At 55.0% G+C, this 21,278-nt stretch carries 15 protein-coding genes; 9 read left to right on the top strand and 6 right to left on the bottom strand.

The window, feature by feature from the left end; genetic code table 11:
• The first annotated feature begins 69 nt into the window (after nt 1-69).
• The gene (locus KSF73_11135) at nt 70-1,614 is read left to right on the top strand and encodes a methyl-accepting chemotaxis protein (protein MBV1776265.1); all 1,545 of its coding nucleotides are present in this window, start codon (nt 70-72) and stop codon (nt 1,612-1,614) included.
• Nucleotides 1,615-1,660: 46 nt separating this feature from the next.
• Here the strand turns inward: KSF73_11135 and KSF73_11130 are convergent, their stop codons facing one another.
• From KSF73_11130 to KSF73_11120, 3 genes are read right to left on the bottom strand one after another with little or no spacing between them, the layout of a single operon-like run.
• Complete coding sequence (locus KSF73_11130; GenBank protein MBV1776264.1) at nt 1,661-4,846, bottom strand: response regulator; 3,186 nt, start codon at nt 4,844-4,846, stop codon at nt 1,661-1,663.
• Between the two features lie 6 nt (nt 4,847-4,852).
• A complete protein-coding gene (locus tag KSF73_11125) occupies nt 4,853-5,992 on the bottom strand; it encodes an FIST C-terminal domain-containing protein (protein MBV1776263.1) in 1,140 nt (379 codons plus the stop codon).
• Between the two features lie 9 nt (nt 5,993-6,001).
• On the bottom strand, nt 6,002-7,048 hold the full coding sequence (locus tag KSF73_11120; protein MBV1776262.1) for a response regulator: 1,047 nt from the start codon (nt 7,046-7,048) through the stop codon (nt 6,002-6,004).
• Between the two features lie 275 nt (nt 7,049-7,323).
• On the opposite strand from KSF73_11120, the gene surE reads away from it, so the two are divergent.
• From surE to cysS, 5 genes are all read left to right on the top strand, one after another.
• A complete protein-coding gene (gene surE / locus KSF73_11115; GenBank protein MBV1776261.1) occupies nt 7,324-8,067 on the top strand; it encodes a 5'/3'-nucleotidase SurE in 744 nt (247 codons plus the stop codon).
• Nucleotides 8,064-8,720 (top strand): protein-L-isoaspartate(D-aspartate) O-methyltransferase, encoded by a 657-nt coding sequence (locus KSF73_11110; protein MBV1776260.1) that lies wholly within the window; start codon nt 8,064-8,066, stop codon nt 8,718-8,720. Before surE ends, KSF73_11110 begins: the two co-directional genes overlap by 4 nt.
• A gap of 279 nt (nt 8,721-8,999) precedes the next feature.
• On the top strand, nt 9,000-9,830 hold the full coding sequence (locus KSF73_11105) for a peptidoglycan DD-metalloendopeptidase family protein (protein ID MBV1776259.1): 831 nt from the start codon (nt 9,000-9,002) through the stop codon (nt 9,828-9,830).
• Nucleotides 9,827-10,792, top strand: coding sequence for an RNA polymerase sigma factor RpoS (gene rpoS / locus KSF73_11100; protein MBV1776258.1), 966 nt, complete (start codon nt 9,827-9,829; stop codon nt 10,790-10,792). The genes KSF73_11105 and rpoS overlap by 4 nt, the downstream gene beginning before the upstream one ends.
• A 123-nt stretch (nt 10,793-10,915) precedes the next feature.
• Entirely contained in the window at nt 10,916-12,289 is a 1,374-nt protein-coding gene (gene cysS / locus KSF73_11095) for a cysteine--tRNA ligase (GenBank protein ID MBV1776257.1), read from the top strand.
• 64 nt (nt 12,290-12,353) lie between these two features.
• On the opposite strand, the gene KSF73_11090 is transcribed toward cysS, so the two are convergent.
• Entirely contained in the window at nt 12,354-13,325 is a 972-nt protein-coding gene (locus KSF73_11090) for a hypothetical protein (GenBank protein ID MBV1776256.1), read from the bottom strand.
• Nucleotides 13,326-13,816: 491 nt separating this feature from the next.
• On the opposite strand from KSF73_11090, the gene KSF73_11085 reads away from it, so the two are divergent.
• From KSF73_11085 to KSF73_11075, 3 genes are all read left to right on the top strand, one after another.
• Nucleotides 13,817-14,500, top strand: a complete 684-nt coding sequence (locus tag KSF73_11085) for a hypothetical protein (protein MBV1776255.1) — start codon at nt 13,817-13,819, stop codon at nt 14,498-14,500.
• A 146-nt stretch (nt 14,501-14,646) separates the two neighbouring features.
• Nucleotides 14,647-15,966, top strand: a complete 1,320-nt coding sequence (gene rimO / locus KSF73_11080) for a 30S ribosomal protein S12 methylthiotransferase RimO (GenBank protein MBV1776254.1) — start codon at nt 14,647-14,649, stop codon at nt 15,964-15,966.
• Nucleotides 15,967-15,979: 13 nt separating this feature from the next.
• The gene (locus KSF73_11075) at nt 15,980-16,915 is read left to right on the top strand and encodes a LysR family transcriptional regulator (protein ID MBV1776253.1); all 936 of its coding nucleotides are present in this window, start codon (nt 15,980-15,982) and stop codon (nt 16,913-16,915) included.
• A gap of 67 nt (nt 16,916-16,982) precedes the next feature.
• On the opposite strand, the gene KSF73_11070 is transcribed toward KSF73_11075, so the two are convergent.
• Nucleotides 16,983-19,268: an NADP-dependent malic enzyme gene (locus KSF73_11070; protein ID MBV1776252.1), complete on the bottom strand. Its 2,286-nt coding sequence runs from the start codon at nt 19,266-19,268 to the stop codon at nt 16,983-16,985.
• 231 nt (nt 19,269-19,499) lie between these two features.
• Nucleotides 19,500-21,143 carry an electron transfer flavoprotein-ubiquinone oxidoreductase gene (locus KSF73_11065; GenBank protein ID MBV1776251.1) on the bottom strand — a complete coding sequence of 548 codons (1,644 nt, stop codon included), beginning with the start codon at nt 21,141-21,143 and terminating at the stop codon, nt 19,500-19,502.
• Nucleotides 21,144-21,278: the final 135 nt, after the last annotated feature.

The following is a 21,278-nucleotide window of genomic DNA, read 5'->3' as shown; positions in this document are numbered from 1 at the left end:
ATCCCTTAAGCCTGACTTTGAAAGACGTTTGTGAAAAACAATCAGCCTGTCAGCAATGTGCAGAAGTTTTTGGATCCAAAACGTCCTGTGGTCACTAAAACCGACCTGAAGGGTGTAATTACCTATGCAAATCAAGCATTTCTGCAGATAAGTGGTTTTGATCGGGGTGAACTAATCGGCCAGCCTCATCATGCAGTGCGTCATCCAGACATGCCTGCGGCAGCCTTTGCTGATCTGTGGTCGACAGTACAGGATGGGCGGCCATGGTCTGGCAGGGTCAAAAATCGCTGCAAAGATGGCGGGTACTATTGGGTGGATGCCTATGTCACGCCAATTACACGAAACAATGAAACCGTTGGCTATATGTCAGTGCGCAGTGCGCCAAGCAATGAGCAGATTCAACAGGCTGATCAACTCTACCGGGACGTGAATCAGGGACGCCAAGCCTTTCCGAGCAGCCCAAATTTTTCTCGGCTCCGTCTGGTGTGGACGCTGCCTGTGGCGATTTTCTTGCCTGCATTGATCATCTGGTGTCTGGAAGTGGCTGGCGTACCTAACTGGCTGGTGGTGATTTGCCTGCTGGCGATGTGTACGGGCGCGATTGCCTGGCTGAATCAATCTATTAATCATCCACTTGAACAGGCCAACGCTGCCATCAGAAGAATGGCGGAAGGGGACTTGAAAAGTGATATTCAGGTCAAGGGATTCAGGGAATTTGAGATGCTGCTGAGCGGTCTGGAGTCCATGCGCGTCAATTTACGTGCTGTGATTGCAGACGCGGTTACGGCCGCAAATTCGGTTGGGGAGCAGTCCGCCACGCTGAGCGAGCAAACGATGGAGCTGATGCAGCATTCATTCGATCAGGCGAGCGGAGCGAATGAGGTGACCGAGGCACTGGAGCGACTGAACCAGGCGGTGGGCGAGATATCCGCCTCGACACAGACTGGCGCCGTGCATGCCGAGTCCATGCGCGACACCACCAAGCGCTGTGTGGCACAGATGGATGATGTCGAGAAAGCCTCATCCTTGGTAGTAGCCAAGGTAGGCGGCGCATCGGAAACACTTCACTCTCTGCATGATGCTGTATCCAAGATTGGTGCGATCACGCAAACCATCAAGGAAATTGCGGATCAGACAAATCTATTGGCACTCAATGCCGCCATCGAGGCCGCACGGGCAGGCGAGCAAGGGCGCGGATTCGCAGTGGTTGCCGATGAGGTTCGCAAGCTGGCTGAGCGTACATCGACCAGTACCAGCACCATTACCGCAACGATTGCAGATATTCACAATGTCACCATGACTGCTATGACATCCATGGTGGAAGCAACGTCCGCAGTGACAGAGGGGCAGCGGTGTATCGAGATTACGCGAAATAGTCTTGGCGAAATAGACTCTGCGACCATAGGTATCGCGCATGCTAGCCGGGATATTGCCCAGGTGCTGAATAAGCAAGCTCAGCTATCCAATGACGTGACGCACAATATGGAAAGTATGTCGGCGCTGACTGCGCAGAACAGCAATGCAATCGGTAAAGTAGCTTACAGTACGGAAACCCTCGCGGATGTGGCTAGTGAGTTACATCGTCTGCTCATGCACTTTGAGCGTTCACTGTAACGAGCTTCCCGCCTCAGTCACGCATCGTACCTAGATCAAGCAGCCATTATTCGGCAAGATAATGCGAGAGCTGATGGGCAAATGATGCGACGCTCTGCTCAAGGGTGGCAATGTCGTCGGCATAGTCACCCTGTATGCCCTTGGACGCTCTCTCCTCGATGCGTGCAGCAGCCTCTGCAATGGCATCCAGCCCAATCGACGTTGCTGCGCCCTTGATGGAGTGTGCGCTCAGGTGCAGCGACTTCATATCATTGGATTCGCTTGCGCGCTGAATCGTGTCGAGATGTGTGGCGGTATCACGCAGAAAAATCTGAGTGATACTCTCCATGAACGGCCGATCGCCATCCAGACGTTTCAGTAGCGTCTCGACATCATCATACGAGAGGGGAGACGTCTGTGCGGCCTGCAAATGAGTCCGCGATGCGCCTTCGCCTATATGGTCTGAAAGTATGCTGATCAATGCATCAAGTGTGAAAGGCTTGCTTAAATAACCGTCCATTCCCGCAGCAAGGCACGCTTCGCGGGTGCCTGTCATTGCATCTGCGGTGAGCGCAATCAGCGGTAAGCGCTGGCGATGAGTTTCTTGCTCAAACTGCCGGATTGCAGCTGCCGCGTCTAATCCACCCATACCTGGCATGTGAAGGTCGAGCAGCACCAAATCGAAGTGATTCGCAGCCAAGGCGCCAAGCACCTGAGTACCATCTTCCACCAATGTAAACGCGTGACCGCAGCGATCCAGCATGCGCGTGATAATCTTTTGATTGACTGGATTGTCTTCTGCAATGAGGATATTCAGAGCAGGTGCGGCATGCTCGGCTTCGACCGGGGAGATGCCATGCTGCTTGAGCCCCATGCTTTCTGCCCGATTGCCAATCGCAGCCAGCAATACTTGCAGCAAGGCTGTCTGACTGACCGGCTTGGCCAGAAAGGCGTCAGCGCCACTCGTTTTGGCATGAGCCTCGTCGCCGCGCGCGCCTGCAGATGAAAGCATGACGACCGTAGCGGCAGGCTGAATCGCCCGCGCTTCTTCAAGTAATTCGAAGCCCGAAATGTCGGGCATCTCCACATCCAGTAAAATCAACTGATAGGGTTCATTCTGTATCAGCTGCAAGCCCTGCTTCGGGCTTTCAATCACACGATACTGCGTGCCCCAGTTTGCCAGCATTGTCGTTAACCAGTGACGGTTAACCGCGTTATCGTCAACCGCCAGAACACGCATATTGCGCAGCACCGCCACACTGTCCGGGTCTGGCGCAAAATTGCTATCACCCGCGACAAGTGTGAAGGTGAAATGAAAAATGCTGCCTACACCTGACTCACTTTCCACCCAGATTTCGCCACCCAGCAGATTGACCAGTTGCCGACAAATACTCAGCCCCAGGCCCGTCCCGCCAAATCGGCGAGTGGTTGACGAATCTGCCTGAGAGAACGCATCGAAAATCATGGCCTGCTTTTCAGGCGGAATACCGATGCCGCTGTCCTTTACGCTGATCTGAACCTTGGGCAGGCCATCTTTGGCATATGCCAGGGACGCCGTCAGAACCACTTCGCCCTTGGCGGTAAATTTAATCGCATTGCTCAGCAGATTATTGATGACCTGGCGAATGCGCCCGGGATCGCTGATCAATTGGTCGTTGATACTTGGATCAATGGCGCAGTCGAGATGCAGGCCTTTTTCCTCTGCACGCAGACTGTGCGGCCGGATGGATTCGTTCAATAATTCCTGTAGCGAAAAAGGAATATGCTCAATGGCCAGCTTACCGGCTTCGATCTTGGAGAAATCAAGAATATCATTCACTACGGTGAGCAGTGCATGGGCGGATGATAAGACTAGCTTCAAATTTTCCCGCTGCTCATCCTGAAGCTCGGTACACAGGGTCAGTTCCGTCATACCGATGATGCCATTCATCGGCGTACGAATTTCATGACTCATATTCGCGAGGAACTCACTCTTGGCACGACTACCGGCTTCGGCCGCTTCCTTTGCGCTGCCAAGTTCAATATTGAGTTGCTTCAGCTCGGTAATATCGGTGTGCAGTTCGACGACGAGTCCCTCGGGCGTGCGGGTTTGCTGCTGTCGAACCCAGCCACCGGGATAACGTCGTTCTCGCACATAATCCGGCCCGCGCGCCGTACTCAGGCAAAGCTCGACATACTCATTTTCGTCCTGTGTATGGCTTTTTCCCGGGTCAAAATTGCGCAATTGCAGGGGGGTATTACGGAAACATTCCCTGAACAGGGTCTCACGGTGCGTGCCCGGCAGCAAATGCGCACGAATCGGTTCATGCGTGCGCCGGAATGCTTCATTGCAGATAATCAGCCGCTCGTCGCGGTCGAACATAATAAAGCCGACATCCAGCGACTCGATGGCGCTAAGTAGTTGCGACCTGGTTTCGATAATGGCCTGTTGCGCCAAGTGAATGGCATTGTTATCCAGAATCAGCCCATCAATGGAAAGCAGTTTGCCCTCGGGGTTGTATAAGCCGCGTCCGCGTTCCAGCACCCAGCGGCGGCTCCCATCGCGATGGATCATTTCATATTCGAGTTCGTATGATTGCCGCTCCCGAATCGCCGCACGAATCTGCGTCTCTTTCCACGTCAGTACATCCGGGTCAACCGTCCCGCTGTAGTAAGCGTCTGCGTGCTGCTCGATTTCATCTACGCTATAGCCTGTCAGTGCAGTAATACCATCAGATACAAAATCAATTGATAGTACATTGGCGGGACGAAGCCGGTAGACGCAACCGGGGAAGTTGGCCACCAAGCTACGCAGCTTCTGCTCGCTTTCTTCGATGCGCCGCTGATTGCGTTCCTGCTCACTGATCAGATTACGAATCAACAGACTCAAGCTGACGATATCGCCATTGGCGCGATCAACCGGATCAAGCCCAACACTTTTAAGCAGCTCGTTGGTTGTATGCAGCAGATATTCCAGTGCTTCCTGTTGCGCCAATGCTTCCGAGCGCAATTTGTCATTGGCGGCCGTCAGTTCTGCTGATGATAGTTCCAGACTGCGAGTACGTAGATTCAGATCCCGATCAAATTGCTCGTATGATTGCGCAACCATTGTCAGCAATTGCGGGAAGCCCTGCGCAATCAAGGTTGAATTGTGTGCAAAGTCGGGATGACTTGGATCGGCAACGCTTGCAAGAAGCGCATCCAGCGCCTCCTGCCCCTGAATGCCAAGAGAACGCTTGAGCTGGCGTAAGAGGGTTTTATGTCCCGTGCTCATGGCGCGTTAGCTGTGCTCGCTGATCAGTGTAATGGTCATGGTTTGGTTGTGAAGTGCGCAACTGGCGAAAGTTTGGTCTGGACTGATTTCGCCATAGGAATAGAAACCGGTTAAAACTGTCTGCTTGCCGAACTGGTCTGATACGGCCTCGATTTCTTCATCGACTCGCGAACCCATCACCAGCTTGCGCCCGACACAGCTTACGAGCAGAGCCAGTGCGTCCTGCGCATGATCATGCGTGTCGCTACTGTTCACTGCCGCTTCCTCTGCGCCATCGACCAGTGAGTCGGTGCTGGCATGCATCAGTTTCAGATAGCCATTTTCAATGATGTCGCCCGCCAGGATCAACATGCCCTTTTCTTCGTCGATGCCCAGAATGGTACGGATGAGACCCACGCCACTCTGATCCGGACCCAGCATTTCAAATGGAAAGAGCAGGCCGGACGCAGGCAGATCGCGCGCGTATTCGCCAAGGTACAGCTTGTAGACGGACAATGCAGGCTCATTGTCGAGCTCATACAGCAAATTTCCCTCGCAACGCGTCACGCGTCTTGCCGGACCAAACGGAATCCAGCCATGGCGTGATCCGTGCTGAACCTTGAGATTTGCCCCCTTCAGTCCGATGGCTACAACCTGACGTGCATCCGGTTCACCATTGGCCAAGGTCAGGGTCTGCTTAAAGGCGCCGCCATCTCCGGCGAGGCCGCCGCTGACTGTCGGGCGGCCGGGCAGGTTTTCGGTCAAACCCGCAATCAATGCGCTACCGTTTACGTCCACGCCCGGGCCAAAGAGCAATACCGCATCAGGCTGGGAGGGCGCGAGGAGAGCAGCTAAGCGCTCGCCTGCTGATTGCGAGTCAGGAATAGCCGAAACATGGGTAACTGCCGGTGTGATCGTGACATTCTCGAATTGCACGGCCGTTACAACCAGACCATCGTCACTGACGCCTTCTGAGGAAATTTCCCCCGCCGTTGAACAACCCGCAATATGGGCGCGCGGGAAATGAGATCGCAGTGATGCAAACACGCCCGGCGTTGCAAGTTGCTGCACGGAGCCGAATACCAGCACAAGCGTGGCACCGCCTCCCTGAAAGTCTTGAAGGGAGTCAACTGTGTCGGCAGTGCAATTAAATTGTCGGATGTGCATGGTGGGGCCTCACGAAGGGGTGTCGTCGTCCATATGCTGGTGCCGGAAGGCCAGTACGGCATCAAACTGCCGTAAAAAGGCCTCTACGATGTCCGGGTCAAAATGCTTCCCGCTCTGGTCAGTCAGAAACTGCCGTGCGTCATCCACAGGCCAGGCGCGTTTATACGGGCGAGTCGAGGTGAGCGCATCAAACACATCGGCCACCGCCACGATGCGACCCTCAATCGGAATCTCACTGCCTTTGAGTCCGCGTGGATAGCCCGATCCATCGAATTTTTCGTGATGACATAGCGCAATGTTGGCGGCCATCTGTAACACGGGTGAATGGCTGTCCTTGAGAATTTCGTATCCATTCATGGCATGCTGCTGCATGATGGTCATTTCGTCGGGGTCCAGTTTGCCCGGCTTGAGGAGAATGCGATCCGGCGTACCAACCTTGCCGATATCATGCATGGGCGAGGCTTCATAAATCAGATTGGCAAAGGGCTCACCCAGACCAAGCTCCCGTGCGATCATGGCCGAGAAAGTCGCCATGCGCAGGATATGCGCCCCCGTTTCCGGGTCACGGTACTCGGCGGCTTTAGACAATAAGAAAATAGTTTCCAGCTCTCGCGAGCGGATATTAGCCGTTGCACGCTCAACTTCTACGGCAAGCCAGGCCGCACGATCTCGCAGCGCATGATGGCTTTTGCTCAGTGCCAGCATATTTTTGACGCGCGCCCTGAATTCCGCCGCATCAAGTGGTTTGGTCAGAAAGTCATTGGCGCCTGCATCCAGCGCTTCATAGCGCACCTGCAGATCTGTATTGCCCGTGATCATGATAATTTGCGTGTCAGGACTCGCATTATCCTCGCGGAAGGCGGTCACAAATCCCAGCCCATCCAAACCGGGCATCATGTAATCAAGCAAAATAAGATCAGGCCGGTGGGTCAGACACCATTCCAGGCCTAACCAGGGGTCATTGAACGAGACGGAGTCCAATGCAAAGTGTTGCCTGAGCAGACGCTCCAGCACCATCACATTGGTTTGGTTGTCGTCGATCACTGCGATTTTCATTCAGTTATCCCGAGGGTACGCAGGCGCGAGCGCCATTTGCACCCCGCTCCATGTCAGGGGTTTCCAGAATCATTCTAGTATCACCCTACATAGTTTTGCTGGATTCCGGAGGAGTGGCTTGCTTCGCGGCGATGATAGGTCAACGGAAGATCAGTGACTTGCAATGCAGATATGCTTCAGTCCGGCATTCGCCGTCGAGCTTCGCTTTCCCCGATGGTCGCCAGCCGTTAGAATGATGCCTTGGCTGGGTGGGCCAATTTTTCAAGAGAGATTTCATGCGGTTTCTGTTGAGCAATGATGATGGATATTTTGCGCCTGGATTGTCGGCGTTGTTCGGTGCCCTTTCTTCATTAGGGGAGGTCACGGTTGTTGCTCCAGAACAGGATAGAAGTGGTGCGTCCAATTCACTCACCCTGGATCGTCCGCTGAGTCTGAAAAAGGCCCATAACGGGTTCTATTACGTCAACGGTACGCCCACCGATTGTGTCCATCTTGCGGTCACTGGCATGCTTGACCAGCAACCTGATCTGGTTGTGTCGGGCATTAACGACGGTGCAAATATGGGCGATGACACCATCTATTCCGGCACCGTTGCTGCTGCTACGGAAGGATTCCTGCTGGGCGTGCCTGCTATTGCGATTTCCATGGCCTGCAAGCCGGCGCGCCATTTTGATACAGCTGCACGCGTTGCGAGGGAACTGGTTGAGCGGCAGATGCGTGATCCGGTTCGCGGCGCTATTTTGCTCAACGTAAATGTGCCCGATCTTCCGTACGAAGAGCTGAAAGGGATCAAAGTCACACGCCTTGGCCGTCGTCATAAGGCCGAACCTGTGATCCGGGCAACCGATCCGCGTGGTCAGCCTATTTACTGGGTCGGGCCACCTGGCAAGGCACAGGATGCTGGTGAAGATACAGATTTCTGGGCTGTGGCCAATGGCTGGGTGTCAGTGACACCGCTGCAGATTGATCTCACAGCGTATGCACAACGTCAATTTGTCAGCGGGTGGCTTGGTCTGTGAAACACCAATTTTCCGGCATTGGCATGACCTCGGCCCGTACCCGGGGGCGGATGGTAGAACGGCTGCGCAGTCAGGGGATTCGCGACGAGGGCGTACTGGCCACGATGGGGGCAGTTCCGCGCCATATTTTCGTCGACTCGGCACTCGAGCATCGAGCCTATGATGATGTCTCGCTGCCAATTGGCTTGGGTCAAACGATTTCGCAACCCTATATTGTTGCCCGCATGATCGAGCTGGCGCTGGGGAGTGGCAAGCGGGAAAGGGTGCTGGAAATTGGCTCGGGTTGCGGCTATCAAACCACGATTCTCAGCCAGCTGTACAAAACGGTCTACGCCGTGGAGCGCCTGTCGCACCTGTGTGATAAGTCTCGTCTGAAACTGCGAGAGCTTAATATCAATAACGTGCGCTTACGGCATGGAGATGGATTCCTGGGGGCGAGCGATGCTGCGCCCTTTGATGCCATTGTAATGGCGGCAGCGACACCGTATATTCCCGATGCCTTGCTTGAACAACTGTCCATGGGCGGCCGAATCGTGTTCCCGCTGGGCAATGCCGAGCAAGAGTTGCGCATGATTGAGCGCACGCCGCAAGGCATGGTCGAATCCCGACTCGAGAAAGTAAAGTTCGTGCCCATGATTCCCGGAATTGCCTGAAATCACGCAGGTGTTCTGAAGTTGCGGTCAGAAATAAGTAAACAGGATGTTGGGCAGATGCACGTGCATCGCCCGTATTGGAGTTGAGCCATGTATCGTCGTGCTTCGGCATGTTTGTCTGTTTTGATGATTGCCTCGTGTGCGACTCACCGCAGTGGTCCCCCTGCGCCCATCATCGAGCGTAGCGCTGCCGTGCCGGTACAGAATGCTGCGACAACGGTACCTGCTCGCATGCCTGCGGCAAATCGTGCGGATGGCGATACCCGGCCGGATACATGGGTGGTCAAGAAGGGCGACACGCTCTACAGCATTGCGCTGGATAATGGCCTCGACTATCACGATATTGCATCGGCCAATCAGCTGGCTGATCCCAATCTGATTAAGGTGGGGCAGGTACTCAAGTTGCCGGTTTATACCCAGACTGCCGATGCGGACGCCGGCGCAGGGGTTGAAATTCGCCCATTGAACGGCCCTGCTTCCGTGGGTAAGTCTTCGGACGAAAATGCAAAAAATGTTGTAAATGTCACAAAGCCGTCCGTCAGTACGCAAGGGCTTGTGAGCTACCCCAAGGCACTGAAGCTTCCTTACAACACCGATGCGGAAACGATTGCAAAACAAGCAGACGGACCCTCTGTGCAGGTTGCAAGCAAGCCGGTTCCAGTCAAGGCAAGTGATGCTGCGGGTGCAGCAAAGAAAGTGGCTGAACCCAAGCCAGTTAACCCTCCTAGCATGAGTGACACTGCAGCAATTGTCTGGGCATGGCCAGCATCTGGCAAAGTTATTTCTTCTTTTTCTCCGTCAACAAAAGGGATCGATATTTCCGGAAAAATCGGACAGCCGGTTTACGCGGCTGCCGATGGCAAGGTTTCGTTTGCGGATTCCATGCGGGAGTATGGAAAAATCGTGATCATTAACCATAATAAGATGTACCTGTCGGCATATATGCACAACAGTCGAATTCTCGTAAAAGAGCACGACTGGGTAAAGAAAGGCGACAAGATTGCCGAAATGGGAAGTACCGACTCTGAACAGGTGAAGTTGCATTTTGAGATCCGGCAATTCGGTAAGCCGGTTGATCCAACCAAATACCTGACGGTAGACAAATCATGAACAGCGCGCTCGAAAACATTGACGATGAAATGCTAGACGACGATCTCATGGAAGCAGAGGATGAGGAGGTTGTCGAACTGGAAGCAGAAGGCGGGGCTCACGATGAAACCGAGCACGCTGCGCCGGAAGCCACCGGAGACGTCACCCAGATATATTTGAACGACATCGGCCACAACGCCCTGTTAACCCCAGATGAAGAGCGCACATTAGCGCGACTGGTGGTTCAGGGCGATTTTCCTGCCCGTCAGAAAATGATCGAGCACAATTTGCGCCTGGTGGTGAATATCGCCAAGCACTATATCAATCGCGGCATGGCGCTCCTTGATCTGATCGAAGAAGGCAATATCGGCCTGATGCATGCGCTGGAAAAGTTTGATCCGGAACGCGGCTTCCGCTTCTCCACCTATGCGACATGGTGGATTCGCCAGAGTATCGAACGCGCCATCATGAACCAGTCACGCACCATTCGCCTGCCGGTGCACGTGATCAAGGAACTGAACGTCTATCTGCGTGCCCAGCGCCATCTGGAAGCACAGATGGGTCGCGAGCCATCGCTGGAAGAAATCGCCTATCAGGTTGGCAAGCCGGTAGAGGAAGTCCGCCGCGTGATGAATCTGAACGAGCGCATGGCCTCGCTAGATGCGCCGCTGGATATCGACCCGATGCTGTCTATTGGCGAATCCATTCCGGATGAGCAGCACGACGGTCCTGAGTTGACACTTCAGAATGCCGAGATTCAGCGCTATGTCCGTGAATGGCTGAAGCAGCTCAACGACAAGCAGCGCATGGTGATCGAGCGCCGCTACGGGCTCAATGGCTATGACATCTGTACGCTGGAGGATCTGGCTGCCAACCTGCAACTGACACGCGAGCGGGTACGGCAGATCCAGATCGAGGCGCTGGAAAGCCTGCGTCGCCTGCTGCGGCGGCAGGGCGTAGGCCGGGATGTATTGCTCGGGTAAATCACCCGAATACACAGACAACAGGCCGGATTTCCGGCCTTTTTTGTTTTTTAGGCTCAATGATTTGCTAGAATGACCCCCCGCCATGTGCGCATGGCGATATTTTGCAATTACGAGGACAGCATGCTGAACATTTTGAACTCGCTTGGACGAGAAAAACAGATCTTTACCCCCATCGAACCTGGCAAGGTCCGCATGTATGTGTGCGGGATGACGGTATATGACCTGTGTCACATCGGCCATGCGCGCATGCTGGCTGCATTTGATATCGTTTACCGCTGGCTGCAGGCCTCCGGCTACGATGTCACATATGTGCGCAATATCACTGATATTGACGACAAGATCATCAAGCGTGCCGCCGAGCGCGGGATCAGCGCCGATGCCCTGGTGCAGGAAACCATCGCCGACATGCACAAGGATCTGGAACAGCTGTTCCTGTTGCCGCCCACGCATGAGCCACGCGCTACGCAGCACGTGGATGGCATGATCCATCTCATTGAAGGACTGATTGCCAAGGGACGCGCTTATCCGGCTGCCAATGGCGACGTCTACTACGCCGTGAACAACTTCGAAGGTTACGGCAAGCTTTCCGGCCGCACGCTGGATAGTCTGCGCGCAGGCGAACGCGTCGACGTTGATCCGCACAAGCGTGATCCACATGACTTTGTGCTGTGGAAGGCTGCCAAGCCGGGTGAACCGCAGTGGGCGTCTCCATGGGGCGTGGGCCGTCCGGGCTGGCATATCGAATGTTCGGTGATGAGCGAGCATCATCTTGGCTCGCATTTCGACATCCACGGTGGTGGCGAAGATTTGCAGTTCCCGCATCATGAAAACGAAATCGCCCAGAGCGAGGGCTGTCACGATCACACTTACGTGAACTACTGGATGCACAATGGTTTCGTGCAGTTTGATGGCGAGAAGATGTCCAAATCGCTGGGCAACTTCTTCACCATCCGCGATGTGCTGAAGCAGGTAGATGGCGAGGCCGTGCGCTTCCTGATGGTGCGTGCGCACTACCGCAGCCCGATTAACTATTCGGAAGCGCTGCTGCGTGACGCCAAGGCGGGTCTGGATCGCCTGTATACCGCACTGAAGCTGGTGCCACCGGCAGATGGATTCGCGATTGACTGGACCCATCCGCTGGCAGCACGCTTCCAGGCCGCGATGAATGACGACTTTTCGACCCCGGATGCCGTGGCGGTGCTATTCGAGCTGGCAAACGAAGTCAACAAGAGCCAGTCGGCGCAGGATGCGGCACTGCTAAAGGCGCTGGGTAATATCCTTGGCCTGCTGTCGCGTGATCCGCAAGCCTATTTGCAAGGTGGTGCAGGCGAGGGTGGTTTTACTGCCGAAGCCATCGAACAATTGATCGCCGACCGCCTTGAGGCCCGCAAAAACAAGAACTTCGCTGAGTCCGACCGGATTCGCAAGGAACTGGCGGATGCGGGTGTGGTGCTGGAAGATGGCCCGCAAGGGACGACCTGGCGACGGGTGTAAGGTTTCATCTTCAGTCGATGAACAAAAAGGGTGCCTTGCGCACCCTTTTTTGTTGTGGCGATGCTTACACCACCAGATCCACATGCTGCACTGTGCCTGCGCCGCCATTTTCGTAGAGGAATAGCCCGGACTGGCGGAGCTGGCCGCTGGTATTGCCCGGGCCGTTACCCAGACTGATATCGGTAGATGCGTGCCCAAGGTAGATCGCACCAATGCCTGCACTGGCCAGTGTCTGCATCTTGCCGCCATTGTCTGCGGGAGACCAGATGCGTAATGCGTCCCAGGCCGTATCGGCTTCATCAATCCATTGATTCCCGTCGCTATCCAGCGCAGCTAGATCGGCAAATCCATTGCCGCTTTGTGTGCCGAATAGTTCGTTGCCATTGTCGATTTTGCCATTGGTATTGCTATCAAGTGCCAGAAAGCCCGATCCATTGCTAGGGACGTGAATGCTTTTTGTCTGGCCATTGCTGTCCAGATCGAAATCAAATGTACTTGCGGACAGGCTCACACTGCTCGCTGCGTAATTGATGACAAGCGGGTCTTGTGTTTTGGGGCCGCTTTGCACGGTTACGCTACTTGAAAATGTCTGGATACGAGAGAGACTGAGTTGCATGTTTACCGTCACACTTCGCCCATCCGCCAATGTGACGCTGCCCTGTGCCTGCATCGCTGTTTCCTCGCTAATGCGCATGGCCTGACTGTATTGCACACTCATACCGGGGCCACCGATTGCACCGCTCTGCCCATTGGTCGAACGATGCGTTTCTGGCTTGCCCTGCGCGGCCTCTGCCTTATCAAACGATGCTTTACTTTCCTCATTGTGACCAAAAAAGGCTTTCAGTAGCTGCCAGATTCTGTCATGGCGTAAATCACCGTTTGTAGCCTCATTGCTGTCGTCCGTACTGTTTTCAACCTGCGGCGTTGATGGCGCTGGGCGGCGTGCCGCAGCGGTTTCCACTTTCAGTTGCTGAGAGGTCTCGGTGAGAGATCGACTGTAGGAAGCCATACTGACTGAGCTTGATTGAATAATCATGATGCACTCCGATCTATTACAAACGCTATTTCATGTGTTTGTGTCATCGGATGGATGCGGCATCGACTTGAGTGCGGCGGGATGACCGGCATGTGCACGTGCGTGACAAGCGGTCGGGTAGATGGATTTATCTATGATCCGAAGTAGGGAAGATGGCTATAAGCGTCAATTATCAGTTACTCCTTCTCGTCGAAGATGCAGGACAAAGGGCGAGTGCTGCATGAAAGACACAGCGAATTTCAAGGTGTAAATGTGAACGTATGCAGCAAAAAAGCATGGCAAACAGGGGGTTATTCAAGCAATTGCTCGAATGTGCAATATTAGAGTGGATGATCTGATGCAATCTGTTTGTGAAATAGCGTAGTGAAGCAGTACAGTTAAATCGTCCGGACGCAAACTGTACGCGATCGGTGCCGTAGATGATTTTTTCCTCCCACTTAGTCTGTCGGTAGCTGCAATGGCTGCCGTGTGTCTTGCCTTATGGAGAAAATATGAACTACTCGCCCCAACCTCGTAGTGCCTTGAAAACCATGTCCGGTTCTGGACTGGTGATTGCCATCCACGCCGCCTTGTTTGCCCTGATTACGGGCAATGTCCATCGAGTCAGCAAAGCACCTGCCGATCCTTTTGTGGTGGTTGTTCAGGACAAACCTGTGCCCCAAATTGAGGAGCCCAAATCCGTTGATATCAATCAGCCTCATTTGGACAGGCTGGATAACTGGATCACGCCACCGGAAGTACCACGCATCCATGAAGAGCTGGCAGGCCCGCGAGAAACGGTAAGAGAAGGTGCCCCCGTCTCCACCGCCACTGCGGGCCCACTGGCGGAGCAGGGGGCCGCAACAGGAAAAGAGGTCACCCCCCAACGGCAAAGTGTATCGATTGCGTGCAGTAACTTTGCCGCCATCCAGTCGATGCTGGCAGAGCGCTTGCCCGTGATTGCTGATGCAGAGAATTTTGCGGCGCAAGGCATCAGCCAGTTTGATATGAATATGGAGCTGCAGTTGGGCGCACAAGGTGAAGTGCTGTCAATGCGATTGCTGGATTCAAGCAGTCCGGTTGCCGCTCGGGCGATGCGCACTGCCGTTGAGCGTGCGCTCAAAAAACTGAGTTGCAAGGGGACGGGGCAGGCCATGTCAGTGAATGTACCGCTGGGATTTGTGTTGCGGGATTAGTTCGACGAATAGCAGGCATATCGAAAAGGCGTCCGAGTGTGGGCGCCTTTGTCGTTTATCGCGTCAATCCACGCCCGGCAGCCCTTCATGCAGAATTTTTCGAACCAAGGTAAAATGACGGGTTGACTGTGTGTTGAGACTCGTTCATGTCCAAGATTCCTAGCATTGGCTTCGTTTCCCTAGGCTGCCCGAAGGCTGCAAGCGATTCCGAGCAAATCCTGACCCAGCTGCGCGCTGAGGGCTATACCATTTCGCCGAACTACGATGGCGCCGACCTTGTGGTGGTGAATACCTGCGGCTTTATCGATAGCGCGGTAGAGGAATCTCTGGACGCAATTGGCGAGGCTTTACGCGAAAACGGCAAGGTGATCGTAACGGGGTGTCTTGGTGCCAAGGACGGCGGCGGACAAATTCGTCAGGCGCACCCGAATGTACTGGCGGTGACTGGCCCGCATGCGACCAACGAAGTAATGGATGCTGTTCACAAGCACCTGCCCAAGCCGCATGATCCCTTTATGGATCTGGTGCCGCCACAGGGCGTTCGCCTGACCCCCAAACACTATGCGTATCTAAAGATTTCCGAGGGCTGCAACCATCGCTGCAGTTTCTGCATTATCCCGTCAATGCGTGGCGATCTGGTTTCCCGTCCGGTGCACGAGGTGTTGCGCGAGGCTGAAAATCTCAAGAAGGCCGGCGTGAACGAACTGCTGGTGATCTCACAGGACACCAGTGCCTATGGCGTAGATGTGAAATATCGAACCGGCTTCCACAATGGCCGACCGGTGCGGACACGCATGACCGAGCTCTGCAATGAACTGGGTGATATGGATATGTGGGTGCGTCTGCATTATGTCTATCCCTATCCGCACGTCGACGAAATCATCCCGCTGATGGCCGAAGGCAAGGTGCTGCCGTATCTGGATATTCCTTTCCAGCATGCCAGCCAGCGTATCCTGAAATTGATGAAACGCCCGGCCAATTCGGAAAATGTGCTCAAGCGGCTGGAAGCCTGGCGTGCCGTTTGTCCGGATATTGCATTGCGCTCCACCTTCATCGTCGGCTTCCCCGGCGAGACCGAAAGCGAGTTTCAGGAACTGCTGGATTTCATTGATGAAGCGCAGCTGGATCGCGTGGGCTGTTTCACCTATTCCCCCGTGGAAGGCGCGACAGCCAACGATCTACCGGATCATGTCGATCCCGAAGTGGCCGAAGATCGTAAAGCACGTTTCATGGAAAAGCAGGCCGAAATCAGCGCCCGCAAACTTCAGGCGAAAATTGGAAAGCGCCTGAAAGTACTGGTTGATGAAATTGATGATCAGGGTGCGGTAGCGAGAAGTTATGCAGATGCTCCCGAAATCGATGGGCTTGTCTATATTGAAGATGCTACTGGTCTGAAGGTAGGCCAGTTCGTGGAGGTTGACGTGGTGGAAGCCGACGAATACGACCTCTGGGGGCAACGCATCTGAGGGCAGATTTGCCATGACTTTGACCGAACTCAAGTACATCGTCGCCGTGGCGCGTGAGCGCCATTTCGGGCGGGCTGCATCAGCCTGCTTTGTCAGTCAGCCCACATTAAGCGTGGCGGTGAAAAAGCTTGAGGACGAGTTGGGGGTAACCCTGTTCGAGCGAAGCGCGGGAGATGTTTCCGTCACGCCAGTGGGCGAGCGGATTGTCTCCGAAGCGCAGCGCGTGCTCGAACAGGTGCAAACCATCAAGCAATTGGCAGAACACGGCAAGGACCCGATTTCGGGTCCGCTACGTTTGGGCTCGATCTATACCATCAGCCCATATTTGCTACCCTGGCTAATTCCGGGCTTGCGTGTAGCTGTGCCGCAAATGCAATTACTGCTGGAAGAGAACTATACCTCGCGTCTGGCCGAAATGCTGAAGCAGGGTGAGATTGATGTGGCGGTACTCTCCGAGCCGTTTCACGAGAGCGGGATTGCGACTCAGGCGGTGTATGACGAAGACTTCATCATTGCCGTCCCCAAGGGGCATGATTGGGAAAAGCTTAAAAGCGTACCCGCATCCCGGTTATCTGAAGAGAATGTGCTGTTGCTTTCCAGTGGCAATTGCTTCCGTGATCAGGTGCTGCAATCGTGCCCTGATCTTAATCGCGAATCACTCGCTGCCGGTAGCCTGCAACGCACACTGCATGGCAGCTCACTGACCACTATCCGGCATATGGTCGCTGGCGGAATTGGCATTACAGTTCTGCCGATTACCTCGGTGAATGTGGGCGATGAGCAGCTACTCTCATTCATTCCATTTGCTGATCCGGCACCAACCCGTCGTGTGACGCTCGCGTGGCGTCGCAACTTTCCCCGTCGAGAGGCCATTGAGGCAGTGCGCAAGGCGATTCTGAATTCGAAGTTGCCGGGCGCGCGCTTTATAGCGAATGCACCAATCAATTAGATATGAGTTCGGATCGCGAAAAGAAAAAGGCCCGTTTCCGGGCCTTTTGTGCGTCTGAAAGGCTCCCTTAGCTGCTTGCCTTTTGAGCTGCTTCCACTGCAGCCAGTGCCGTCATATTGACGATACGGCGAACAGATGCGGTTGGGGTCAGGATGTGAACAGCCTTCTCCACCCCCAGCAGCATCGGGCCGATGGTCACACCATCGGATGCGCTCACCTTCAGCAGATTAAAGGCAATATTGGCGGCATCCAGTGTCGGCATGATCAGCAGATTGGCATCACCCTTCAGCGTGCTGTCCGGGAAGACTTGCTGACGCAATTCACCCGACAGGGCTGCATCACCGTGCATTTCGCCATCTACTTCCAGCTCGGGTGCGCGTTCGCGAATCAGTGCGAGTGCTTCACGCATCTTGATCGCGGTTGGCGAATCCACCGTGCCAAAACTGGAATGGCTCAGCAGGGCAACCTTCGGCACGATACCAAAATTGCGTACGGTCTGAGCCGCCATCAGGGTGATTTCGGCCAGCTGTTCTGCGGTCGGATCCTGATTCACATAGGTATCAGTGATGAAGATATTGCCGTGAGGCAGGATCAGCGCATTCATCGCAGCGTAAGTATGTACGCCTGGCTGGCGGCCGATGACCTGACACACGAATTCCAGATGTGAGTGATAGTGGCCGTAGGTGCCGCAGATCATGGCATCGGCTTCGCCCTTGCGAATCATCAGCGCACCAATCAGCGTCGACTTGCGGCGCACTTCGCGCTTGGCAAATTCCTGGCTCACGCCACGACGCTTCATGATGTTGTAGTACTCGGACCAGTACTCACGATAGCGCGGATCGAACTCGTTGTTGACCAGTTCGAAGTCCTGACCCGGACGGATGCGCAGACCCAGCTTTTCGATACGCATATCGATGACGCTCGGGCGACCAATCAGGATCGGGTAGGCCAGACCCTGATCGACCACTTCCTGCACGGCATGCAGTACGCGTTCGTCTTCGCCTTCGGCATACACCACGCGCTGGCGCGACTTCTTGGCAGCACTGAACACCGGCTTCATGAAGAGATTGGACTTGTACACGAACTGCATCAGTGATTCGTTGTACGCCGCCATATCGGTAATCGGACGAGTCGCCACACCGGAATCCATCGCGGCTTGAGCGACTGCTGGCGCGATCTTCACGATCAGGCGCGGATCAAACGGCTTCGGAATGATGTAATCCGGACCGAAGGTCAGCGATTGACCACTATAAGCATCCGCCACCACTTCGTTTTGCTCGGCCATGGCCAGATCGGCAATGGCGCGCACGCAGGCTAGCTTCATCTCGTCATTAATGGTGGTGGCACCTACATCAAGCGCACCACGGAAGATGAAGGGGAAGCACAGTACGTTATTGACCTGGTTCGGGAAATCCGAACGGCCGGTACACACGATGGCATCAGGACGGGCTTCCTTGGCCAGTGGCGGCAGGATTTCCGGCTCCGGATTCGCCAGCGCCAGAATCAGCGGATGTGCAGCCATCGAGCGAACCATGTCCTGTGTCACCAGCTTGGGTCCGGACAGACCCAGGAAGATGTCGGCACCGGCAATCGCATCCTTCAGGGTGCGAGCGTCGGTGGTCTGGGCATATCGCTGCTTGGATTCGTCCAGCTTGGCCCAGTCTTCACGGGCGGTATGCACCACACCCTTGGAATCGCACATGGTGATGTTGCTGACCTGAACGCCCAGCTTCACCAGCAAGTCGATACACGCAATCGCCGCAGCACCCGCGCCGGACGTCACCACCTTGACCTTGGCGATGTCCTTGTCAACGATGCGCAGACCATTGAGCACTGCAGAGGCTGTAATAATGGCTGTGCCGTGCTGATCGTCGTGGAACACCGGAATCTTCATGCGTTCGCGCAGTTTCTGCTCGATGTAGAAGCATTCGGGTGCCTTGATGTCTTCGAGGTTGATGCCGCCAAACGTCGGCTCAAGCGCTGCGATGATGTCGATCAGCTTGTCGGGATCATTTTCGTTCACTTCGATGTCGAACACATCGACACCGGCAAACTTCTTGAACAGCACGCCTTTGCCTTCCATCACTGGCTTGCCCGCAAGCGCCCCAATGTTGCCAAGGCCTAGAACGGCTGTACCATTGGAGATCACGGCCACCAGATTGCCACGTGCTGTGTAGCGATAGGCGTTGAGCGGATCTTCAACGATGGCGTCGCAAGCAGCGGCAACGCCGGGGGAGTAAGCTAGCGCAAGATCACGCTGGCTGGACAACGGCTTGGTCGGGGCGACCTGGATTTTGCCGGGCTTAGGAAATTCGTGGTACTCGAGTGCGCTTCTGCGCAGTTCTTCATCCATCTCGGGCTCCGGATTGCGTCTTTCTGAGAATGACTTTTTTGGAATAGGGCTGGAATTATATTCCTGTACGAGCTTTCCGTCTTGCCGCAGTGCGTCAAGAATTGTTAGCTCGACCTCTGTTTGATCGCGGTATCGCTCTAATAGCCCCTCAATGCCGGGGCAAAAGAAAAGAACGGCGCACCGGGGTGGGGTGCGCCGTCTCAGCATAGCACGGCGATGATGTCCGCCGGATTACATATTGGGGTAGTTCGGGCCGCCGCCGCCTTCGGGGACGGTCCAGTTGATATTCTGTGTTGGATCCTTGATGTCACAGGTCTTGCAGTGCACACAGTTCTGCGCATTGATCTGCAGGCGGGTATTGCCTTCGTCCTGACCAACATACTCATACACACCAGCCGGGCAGAAACGTGCTTCCGGTCCGTTGAAGACGGTCCAGTTAATCGCCACCGGCTTGCTCAGATCCTTCAGGCGCAGGTGCGAGGGCTGGTCTTCTTCGTGGTTGGTATTGGAGATGAATACCGAGGACAGCTTGTCGAAACTGATCTTGCCATCCGGCTTCGGATAGTGGATCGGCGTACATTCGGAAGCGGGTTTCAGGTACTCGTGGTCGGCCTTGCCATGGCGGAAGGTCCACGGCAGGGCGAGGCCGATGGAATGCATCCACATGTCAAAGCCGCCGTAAATCGTGCCGCCGATCATGCCGAACTTGCTCAGTGCAGGCTTGATATTGCGAACCTTGTAGAGGTCGTCCCAGATCCACGAGGCGCGCACAGCCTTCGGGTAGGCTGTCAGCTCGTCATGACCATTACTACCCTTGCCGGCAACAGCTTCGAATGCGGCTTCAGCGGCCAGCATGCCGCTCTTCATGGCATTGTGGCTACCCTTGATGCGCGGCACGTTCAGGAAGCCGGCAGAGCAACCAATCAGCGCACCACCCGGGAAAGTCAGCTTCGGAATGGATTGCAGTCCGCCTTCGTTAATCGCACGCGCGCCGTAAGCAATGCGCTTGCCGCCTTCAAAGATCGGTGCGATATCTGGATGCGTTTTGAAGCGCTGGAATTCGTCAAATGGGCTCAGGTGCGGGTTTTCGTAGTTCAGGTGAATCACGAAGCCGACTGCCACCTGATTGTCTTCCAGATGGTAGAGGAAAGAACCGCCACCGGTTTTGCTATCCAGCGGCCAGCCCTGGCTATGCATGACCAGACCCGGCTGATGCTTGGCTGGATCGATCTGCCAGAGTTCCTTGATCCCGATGCCGAACTTCTGCGGATCCACGCCATCACGCAGCTTGAAGACCTCCTGCAGTTCTTTCGCGAGTGAGCCGCGCACGCCTTCGGCGATCAGCGTGTACTTGGCGTGCAGCTCCATGCCGCGTGCGTATTCCGGTTTCTGGCTACCGTCCTTGGCTACACCCATGTCGCCGGTGGCGACACCCTTCACCGAACCATCAGCGTGATACAGCACTTCGGCTGCAGCAAATCCCGGGTAGATTTCTACGCCCAGTTCTTCTGCCTGCTGCGCCAGCCAGCGGCACACATTGCCGAGACTAACGATATAGTTGCCGTGATTGTTCATCAGCGGCGGAATCATGAAATTCGGAATGCGGTAGGACTCGTCCTCTTCCAGAATCAGGAAGCGGTCGTCTGTGACCGGGGTATTGAGCGGCGCACCTTTTTCCTTCCAGTCAGGAATCAGCTCATTCAGCGCAGTCGGATCAATCACCGCTCCAGAGAGGATGTGGGCGCCGACTTCGGAACCTTTTTCCAGAATACACACACTGATGTCGCCACCCTGTTCGGCGGCCAGTTGCTTGAGACGGATGGCGGCAGACAAACCGGAAGGGCCGGCGCCTACAATCACCACATCGTATTCCATGAATTCGCGTTCCACGGGGAGTTCCTTGTCTGATAGTCGCATGCAATCTGCATGGTCTGGTTCGAGCATTTCGCACAATGATGCACGATGAAGCCTTGTTCAGTCAAAATACCAAGCGCTTGCTATGTGGTGATG

The sequence above is a fragment of the Burkholderiaceae bacterium DAT-1 genome (assembly GCA_019084025.1).
Classification (GTDB): domain Bacteria; phylum Pseudomonadota; class Gammaproteobacteria; order Burkholderiales; family Chitinimonadaceae; genus DAT-1.
Note: the sequence above shows the minus strand (reverse complement) of the source record. Positions and strands in the feature narration are given on the sequence as shown.

Coding starts and splice junctions, on each gene's coding strand:
- KSF73_11065 (MBV1776251.1), bottom strand. CDS start 21,143: ATGGAATACGATGTGGTGATTGTAGGCGCCGGCCCTTCCGGTTTGTCT.
- KSF73_11130 (MBV1776264.1), bottom strand. CDS start 4,846: ATGAGCACGGGACATAAAACCCTCTTACGCCAGCTCAAGCGTTCTCTT.
- KSF73_11075 (MBV1776253.1), top strand. CDS start 15,980: ATGACTTTGACCGAACTCAAGTACATCGTCGCCGTGGCGCGTGAGCGC.
- KSF73_11070 (MBV1776252.1), bottom strand. CDS start 19,268: ATGGATGAAGAACTGCGCAGAAGCGCACTCGAGTACCACGAATTTCCT.
- rimO (MBV1776254.1), top strand. CDS start 14,647: ATGTCCAAGATTCCTAGCATTGGCTTCGTTTCCCTAGGCTGCCCGAAG.
- KSF73_11120 (MBV1776262.1), bottom strand. CDS start 7,048: ATGAAAATCGCAGTGATCGACGACAACCAAACCAATGTGATGGTGCTG.
- cysS (MBV1776257.1), top strand. CDS start 10,916: ATGCTGAACATTTTGAACTCGCTTGGACGAGAAAAACAGATCTTTACC.
- surE (MBV1776261.1), top strand. CDS start 7,324: ATGCGGTTTCTGTTGAGCAATGATGATGGATATTTTGCGCCTGGATTG.
- rpoS (MBV1776258.1), top strand. CDS start 9,827: ATGAACAGCGCGCTCGAAAACATTGACGATGAAATGCTAGACGACGAT.
- KSF73_11090 (MBV1776256.1), bottom strand. CDS start 13,325: ATGATTATTCAATCAAGCTCAGTCAGTATGGCTTCCTACAGTCGATCT.
- KSF73_11125 (MBV1776263.1), bottom strand. CDS start 5,992: ATGCACATCCGACAATTTAATTGCACTGCCGACACAGTTGACTCCCTT.
- KSF73_11085 (MBV1776255.1), top strand. CDS start 13,817: ATGAACTACTCGCCCCAACCTCGTAGTGCCTTGAAAACCATGTCCGGT.